Raw genomic sequence first — 7,541 nt, forward strand, 5'->3', positions numbered from 1 at the left:
TGTAGCATTTTCAGCGAGTATAATTTTGCAGCAGTGATTAGATCCCAAAAAGGTTTCAACCCACTTCCCACACTCCCACACTCCCCCCATTCCCTACTCCCCAGTTAGCATGGAGATTCCGCAAATGTTTTTCTGTGATGATCACATTCAAAGACAATTGGTGCAAGTTTCGCAACAGACACCAGTGATGCAAGTTATTCAGGAAATGCATCAGGCTGAAAGCAGCTGTGCCTTAATTGTAGAAGCAGAAAAAATCATCGGTATTTTTACAGAAAAAGATGTGGTCAGGGCGATCGCTAAGGGACTTCCTGTGCAAGAGATAACTGTTGGAACAGTGATGACTCAACCTGTAATCACTGTAAGTGCGCTAGATATTGAAGATATCACCAAAATTCAGCAAAAATTTCAGCAATATCACATTCGCCACCTACCTGTAATTGATCATCAAGGTCAAATATTAGGCGTGATGACTCCCGCAGACATTAACACCCAAGCGGTAGAGTTAGAAAACAGGAAAGGGGAACTGCAAAAATTAGAACCTAAATTCGCAGAAATCCTTAATAGCGCTGTTGCTAGTGCAATTGTTAGTTTTCGCGTCTTTCCTAACTGTGATTGGGTGTGTGATTATCAGTCTCCCGGTAGTGAAGGAATTTTTGGCTATACAGCCGAGGAAATTATGAATAATCCCACTTTATGGATGTTGGGAGTGCATCCTGAAGATCGAGAAATGGTAATTATGCCCCTGTATGCAGATATTTTTGCAGGGCGGACGGTAAGTGTAGAATATCGATTTCATCACAAAGATGGTTCCTTACGTTGGATATCAGCCACCTATAACTCCCGCTATCTTGAAGATGCACAATGCTGGGTGGTGACGGGGACTAATTTTGATATTAGCGATCGCAAACAGATAGAAGAGTCATTACAGCAAAGTGAACAACGCTATCGGGCTATTTTTGATCTTACATTTCAATTTATTGGCTTACTGCAACCTGATGGTACGCTATTAGAAGCTAATCAAACTGCCCTAGATTTTGCTGGATTACAACACTCAGATATAGTTAACCGCCCCTTTTGGGAAGCTCGATGGTGGACAATTTCTCCAGAAACTCAGGAACAGTTAAAAGCTGCGATCGCTCAAGCTGCTGCTGGTGATTTCGTCCGTTATCAGGTGGATGTCTTAGGAGTGGGAGAAAACATTACCACCATTGAGTTTTCCCTCAAACCTATCAAAAATGATGCAGGTGAAGTTGTACTACTATTACCTGAAGGTAAAGATATTAGCGAACACCTAGCCGTACTGCGAGAACGCCAACAAATAGAACAGTCACTGCGGCAAAGTGAAGCCAGATTTCAGCATTTAGTGGCTAACTTACCAGGAAGTATTTACACTTTTGTACAATCTCCAGATGGTTCCATCCACTTTCAGTATATGAGTTCCGGGGTGGAAAAAATTTATGAAATCACCGCCGAAGAAATCATCGCCAATCCCACGCTATTTATCCAAGCAACCCATCCTGGTGATCTTCCCGGCTATACCGAAGCAGTTCGCCAAAGTTATGAAAACCTATCACCTTTTAGTTATCAATGGCGGATTATTACTCCTTCCGGTCAATTGAAATGGGTACAGGCTAATTCTATGCCAGAATTGCGGAGTAATGGAGATGTGGCTTGGCATGGTTTAGGACAAGATATCACTGTACAGCAAGCTGCACTACAGGAACGGGAATTAGCAGAATTAGAACTTATTCACAGCCGAGATTTAAGAGAAGCAATTTTTCACAAATCTACTGATGCTTTGTTTCTAGTGGAGACAAAAACATACTTGATTACAGACTGCAATGATCGAGCTGTAGAACTGTTTCAATTCACCAGCAAAGATCAATTGATCGGGATGGATGGACAAACTCTGCAAAAACAACCATTCACCCCGGAAGAAATGGGATCTATTGTGGAAATAATAAATCAGCAAGGATTTTGGAGCCAAGAAATCGAATATTGTACCAGCCAAGGTAATTGCTTTTGGGGAAATTTAGCAGCTAAGGAAATCATAGTTGCTGGTGAAATTATACATTTAGTTAGAGTCACAGATATTAGTGAACGCAAACAAGCCGAACTAGCACTACAAGAACGGGAAGCAATGTTACGGGGCATCGGAGATAACCTGCATAATGGTATGGTTTATCAGATGGTTCGGGAATTGGATGGTAGTTATAACTTTTCTTATCTGAGTGCGGGGGTGGAAACACTCATGGAAATTACCGCCACAGATGTATTGCAAGACTGTAATCTGCTGTGTAGACAGTTTTTCAAAGAAGATTATTTGAAGTTACAAGCAGTCATTGAAGAATCTGCACAAAATCTATCTGTCTTTGATATCCAACTGCGAATACAAACCCCCAGTGGGAGGATGAAATGGCTGAATTTCCGCAATAGTCCCCGTTGGCTCCATGATGGTCGTTTAGCTTGGGATGGATTAGCAATCGATGTTACAGAATTAAAACTTCATGAAGTTCGCCTAGAAGAATCACAGGGCGTTTCACGTCTGGGTAATTGGGAGCATGATTTAATCACGGGCAAAATTAGCTGGTCAAAGCAGTTATATAGGTTGTTTCATCGAGATCCAGCGCAATTAGAACCTACTTATGGGGAGATATTACAATTTTACCACCCAGAAGATGCGGCACAACTCCATCAAGTGATTGAGGATGCGATCGCCACTGGTGAATCGTATAAGTTGATTTTGCGTGTCCCTCAACTAGAAAACTCCTATCGTTATCTACAAATAATTGGACACGCCGGATGTAATGGTACAGGGGAAGTAATTCGACTTTATGGCACAGTTCAAGATATTACAGAACAACGAATCGCACTTCAGGAGCTACAAAAAACCCAAGCAGCTTTAGCTAAAAGTGAAGAACAACTACGACTGACTTTAGAATTTACCGATATTGGAACTTGGGATTGGAATATTCTCACTAATGAAGTGATTTGGAATAACAATCACTATAATTTATTAGGTTTAGATCCACAGACAACAACACCCACATATCAGGTATGGCGGAATGCTATTCATCCAGAAGATATAGAAAAACTAGAACAAGCTGTTTTCAAAACACTGCAAGGAAATGGCAACTATGTATATTCTGAATATCGGGTAATTCATCCTGATGGCTCCATTCACTGGTTGAGTGGGAGAGCAAGGGGGATTAAGAACGCCGCAGGTGAGCCGATTCGGATGTTGGGGATCGTTATGGATATTAGCGATCGCAGACGTGCAGCGCAGATGTTAGAACTACAAGCAGTAATTACCGGTAACATAGCCGAAGGCATTTCTTTAATTAGATACACAGATGGCATAATTGTCTATACAAACCCCAAATTTGACCAGATGTTTGGCTATGAAACCGGAGAATTAATCGGTCAACACGTCTCAACTATCAATTACGAAGATCAGCAAACACAATCTCAAGCAGAGTATCAAAAACTCGCCGCATCTGTTAACAAATATGGTGAATTTACTTATGAAATTCATAATATCAAAAAAGATCGCACTGAGTTCTGGTGTCGTGGTACTAGTTCAATTTTTAAACATCATGAATATGGCACAGTCTTTGTCGCTATTCAACAAGACATCACCCGGCAAAAACAAGCCGATGAAAAAGTTAAAGCTTCTTTGAAAGAAAAAGAGGTATTACTCCAAGAAATTCACCATCGTGTCAAGAATAATTTAGGCATTGTTAGTAGTTTGCTACAAATGCAGTGTAGACGAACAAAAGATGATCAAGCCAAAGCAATTCTACGCGATAGCCAAAACCGCATTGCTTCCATAGCTTTAGTACATGAAAAACTCTACCGTTCTGAAGAACTTGCCGATATTGATTTCGCTCAATACATACCAGACTTAACCACTCATTTATTTGATTCATATAATGTTAGTTCCCAGCAAATTAAACTGAATATTGAAGTTGATAACGCGAGTTTAAATATTGAAACTGCCATTCCCTGTGGATTGATTATTAATGAACTGGTTTCTAATGCTTTAAAATATGCTTTCCCCGATCAACGTTCCGGGGAAATTAAGGTACAATTCTATCCAGCACTTGGAGGTAAATTAATCTTGATTATCAGAGATAATGGTGTGGGACTCCCCGCCGAATTTGACCCCAAAACATCCAAAACCTTGGGTCTGACTTTAGTTCAAGGCTTAGTCAAACAACTGAGGGGAAATCTGGATATCAATTCTCATCAGGGAACAGAGTTTAAAATCACTTTTACTAATATCTGAACATACATATGATTAGCGTCCCCAAGAATAAACCTAGCATCCAAACAGTCCGAGTTCTGATTGTAGAAGATGAATATATTCTGGCTATCAACTTACAAGAGAGTTTAGAAACTCTGGGGTATACTGTTGTAGATATAGCAGATTCAGCAGTCCTGGCTATTACGAAAGCGGAAGAACTGCGCCCCAACTTGATTTTGATGGATATCCGCTTACGCGGAGAAGGTGATGGTATTCAAGCCGCAGAGAAAATTTGGCGTGAATTTCAAATTCCTGTGATTTACGTTACGGGACATTCGGATAAATCTACAGTAGAAAGAGCTACGTTGACATCCCCCTTTGGATATATTATTAAACCCATTAAAGAGCAAGAACTTTATGTAGCCATTGAAACAGCCCTCAACCGCTATGAAAGGGAGCAATTTTTGAGTTCTATTCTCAAACAAATGGGAGATGGGGTAATTGTGGTTGATCTGGAATCACAAATCAAATACATGAATCAAGTCGCAGAAGCTCTCACAGGCTGGAGTTGGGATAAAGCAAAAGGGCGAGTCGTGAATGAGGTGATCAGACTAATTGATGAAGAAACAAAACTACCCTTAGAAAATCCCACCATTTGCGCTTTGAGAGAAAAAAGCAGTATTTATTTAAAAAATCATGTATTTTTGATTGCTAACAATGGCAAAACTATTCCCATAACTAATAGTGCAACTCTATTGCGAGATCATCAAGGTGTAATTACAGGTGCTGTTTTAGTCTTTCGAGATGATACCCAACGCAGGCTGATTGAAGAACGTAATATGGCGGATGGACAGGCAAAACAATTAGAAATTCAACTGCAAGAAATGCAAAAATTGAATCAGTTGAAAGAAGATTTTCTGGCAACTACATCTCATGAAATGCGAACGCCATTATCAAACATCAAAATGACCATTTGTATGTTAGAGCATATTCTCAATGAACAGAGAGTTTTGCAGAGGTTAGAGCCTTCTATATCTTGGTCATTAAACCGCTATTTAAATATTCTGCGGGAACAGTGCGAACAAGAACTAGATTTAATTGATGATTTGCTATATATGCAAATAATTGATGCGGATTTTTATCCGTTAGAATTGATGACAATTAATATAGAAAATTGGCTACCTCATGCTGTGGAACCCTTTGAACACATTGCTGAAGCTAAACAGCAGATTTTACAAGTAAATGTTTCCCCAAGTTTACCGCCAATAGTTTCAGATATGTCTCTGCTGAATAGAATTATCTCAGAGTTATTAAGCAATGCTTGTAAATATACTCCTAGTGAGGAAGAAATTAGAGTAAATTCTCAATTGGTGAATGATAGAAACTATGAAATTCCTTTATTTGAAATCATCGTCAGTAATTCCGGCGTGAGTATTCCGATTAAGGAACAATCTCTTATTTTTGACCCCTTTTACCGCATTCCTCAAAGCGATCGCTGGCAAAATGAAGGCACAGGATTGGGTTTAGCACTGGTGAAAAAGCTGGTACAGTATCTCCAAGGCTCAATTAAAGTTACTAGTACCGATAAATGGACTAGTTTCACAGTTCAGTTACCGTTAAGACTAAAACAGCAAACAGATGGAAATAACTAGGGTTGGGGACTGGGGACTGGGGACTGGGAACTGGGGACTGGGGACTGGGGACTGGGTATTAGATAGTAACAATCTTTCCCCACACTTCCCTACAATCCCAGATGACTTCGCAATGCTTCACCCATGACATCCACAGGAATAGTTTCCAATTGTAACCAGATTTTTAATGCTGCTACCCCTTGTTGGACTAACATTTCTAAGCCATCAATGGTAATAGCTCCTTGTTGTTCAGCTTGTTGGAGAAATTGTGTAGGGCTAGGAGTATATATTAAATCGTAGGCGATCGCACCTGGGGAGATTTTTTCCATATCTGCTAACTGCACAGGTGAATCATTGACGTGGGGATACATACCTACAGGAGTGGTATTGACTAGTAAATTTGCGTGGGGAAGCAGTGTGGCTAAATCATCCCATGTCTGCACTTGCAATTTATCCCCTATCGGTGAATTTTCCCAACTGTGGCGGAACTCCTCTAATTTCTGGCTATTGCGTCCCACAACATGAATTTCTGCAAATCCCAACTGATGACAACCAGCGACAACCGCTCTAGCTGCGCCACCATTACCTAAAATCACCGCTACCTTTTGACTCCAGTTTTGCTGATATCTTGTCTGCAAGGGAGCAATAAAACCTTCTATATCCGTGTTAGTACCCACCCATTGACCATTTTTCCAAGTGACAGTATTTACAGCACCTATCGCCTGTGCTACGGGGCTAATTTCTGATAATAACGGCATAATTGCTTGTTTGTGAGGAATCGTCACACTGAAACCCACAACTTTGATAGCCGCCAAACCTGCGATCGCCACCTGTAAATTTTGTGGTGCAATGGGAAAAGGCAGATATATAAAATCTAACCCTAACTCCGCCAAAGCCGCATTATGCATCAACGGTGACAGTGAATGTTCCACCGGATAACCAATTACACCCAGAAGTTGAGTTTTACCTGTAATTAATAAATTAGTCATTAGAAAACAAATTCCCCTTCCCTAGTGTCTCAGTCATGAGTGATAATTATAAAAACTCACTTAATATTTCTTTATATTATGCAAATCAGCAGAACTCCAATTCCTGGTCAATATTGGCAGTGGCGAGGTAACAATATATATTATGTCCGTGTAGGAGAAAAACAACCCCAACGTCCACCCCTGCTATTAGTGCATGGGTTTGGTGCTTCCACAGACCACTGGCGCAAGAATATCACAGGATTGTGCCAAGATTTTGAAGTATTTGCTATCGACCTTTTAGGATTTGGCCGATCAGCAAAACCCAAATTGCAGTATAGCGGTGATTTGTGGCGTGACCAACTAACTGATTTTATCAGTGAAGTAATTGGTCAAAAAACCGTTCTAGCAGGTAACTCTCTGGGAGGGTATGCTTGCTTGTGTGTAGCTGCACAAAGTCCCGATGCGGCCGCTGGTTTAGTCTTACTCAACAGTGCTGGTCCCTTTAGTCAAAACCAATCAACCTCTGAATCAGAAGCATTACAAGCACAAATTCAACAACCAAAACCACCCGCAACTGTGCAAAAACTCTTAGGTGATTCTGTAAAGTGGATTTTGCAGCAACCCTTCGCCCAATTCCTGTTATTTCAGTCTAGTAGATTAATAGTGGTGACTGACTGAAATAATATAATGCAAGGC

At 40.5% G+C, this 7,541-nt stretch carries 3 protein-coding genes and 1 pseudogene; 3 read left to right on the forward strand and 1 reads right to left on the reverse strand.

Annotated elements, in window-relative coordinates; all coding sequences use genetic code 11:
- Window positions 1-109 precede the first annotated feature (109 nt).
- Together ACM0OP_RS16855 and ACM0OP_RS16860 are read left to right on the forward strand one after the other, a co-directional pair.
- Window positions 110-4,288, forward strand: a complete 4,179-nt coding sequence (locus ACM0OP_RS16855; protein WP_414529576.1) for a PAS domain-containing protein — start codon at window positions 110-112, stop codon at window positions 4,286-4,288.
- Window positions 4,289-4,296: 8 nt separating this feature from the next.
- Complete coding sequence (locus ACM0OP_RS16860; RefSeq protein ID WP_414529577.1) at window positions 4,297-5,898, forward strand: hybrid sensor histidine kinase/response regulator; 1,602 nt, start codon at window positions 4,297-4,299, stop codon at window positions 5,896-5,898.
- An 89-nt stretch (window positions 5,899-5,987) separates the two neighbouring features.
- Here ACM0OP_RS16860 and ACM0OP_RS16865 read toward each other — a convergent pair whose 3' ends face one another.
- Window positions 5,988-6,866 (reverse strand): shikimate dehydrogenase, encoded by an 879-nt coding sequence (locus ACM0OP_RS16865; RefSeq protein ID WP_414529578.1) that lies wholly within the window; start codon window positions 6,864-6,866, stop codon window positions 5,988-5,990.
- A gap of 78 nt (window positions 6,867-6,944) precedes the next feature.
- On the opposite strand from ACM0OP_RS16865, the pseudogene ACM0OP_RS16870 reads away from it, so the two are divergent.
- Window positions 6,945-7,502: pseudogene (locus ACM0OP_RS16870) on the forward strand (alpha/beta fold hydrolase); the annotation flags it as partial.
- Window positions 7,503-7,541 lie beyond the last annotated feature (39 nt).

The sequence above is a fragment of the Nodularia chucula CCY0103 genome (genome assembly GCF_963923915.1).
GTDB lineage: Bacteria > Cyanobacteriota > Cyanobacteriia > Cyanobacteriales > Nostocaceae > Nodularia > Nodularia chucula.

What these genes read in the sequence shown, in the direction of transcription:
- ACM0OP_RS16855 (WP_414529576.1), top strand. Translation starts at nt 110, where the DNA reads ATGGAGATTCCGCAAATGTTTTTCTGTGATGATCACATTCAAAGACAA.
- ACM0OP_RS16860 (WP_414529577.1), top strand. Translation starts at nt 4,297, where the DNA reads ATGATTAGCGTCCCCAAGAATAAACCTAGCATCCAAACAGTCCGAGTT.
- ACM0OP_RS16865 (WP_414529578.1), bottom strand. Translation starts at nt 6,866, where the DNA reads ATGACTAATTTATTAATTACAGGTAAAACTCAACTTCTGGGTGTAATT.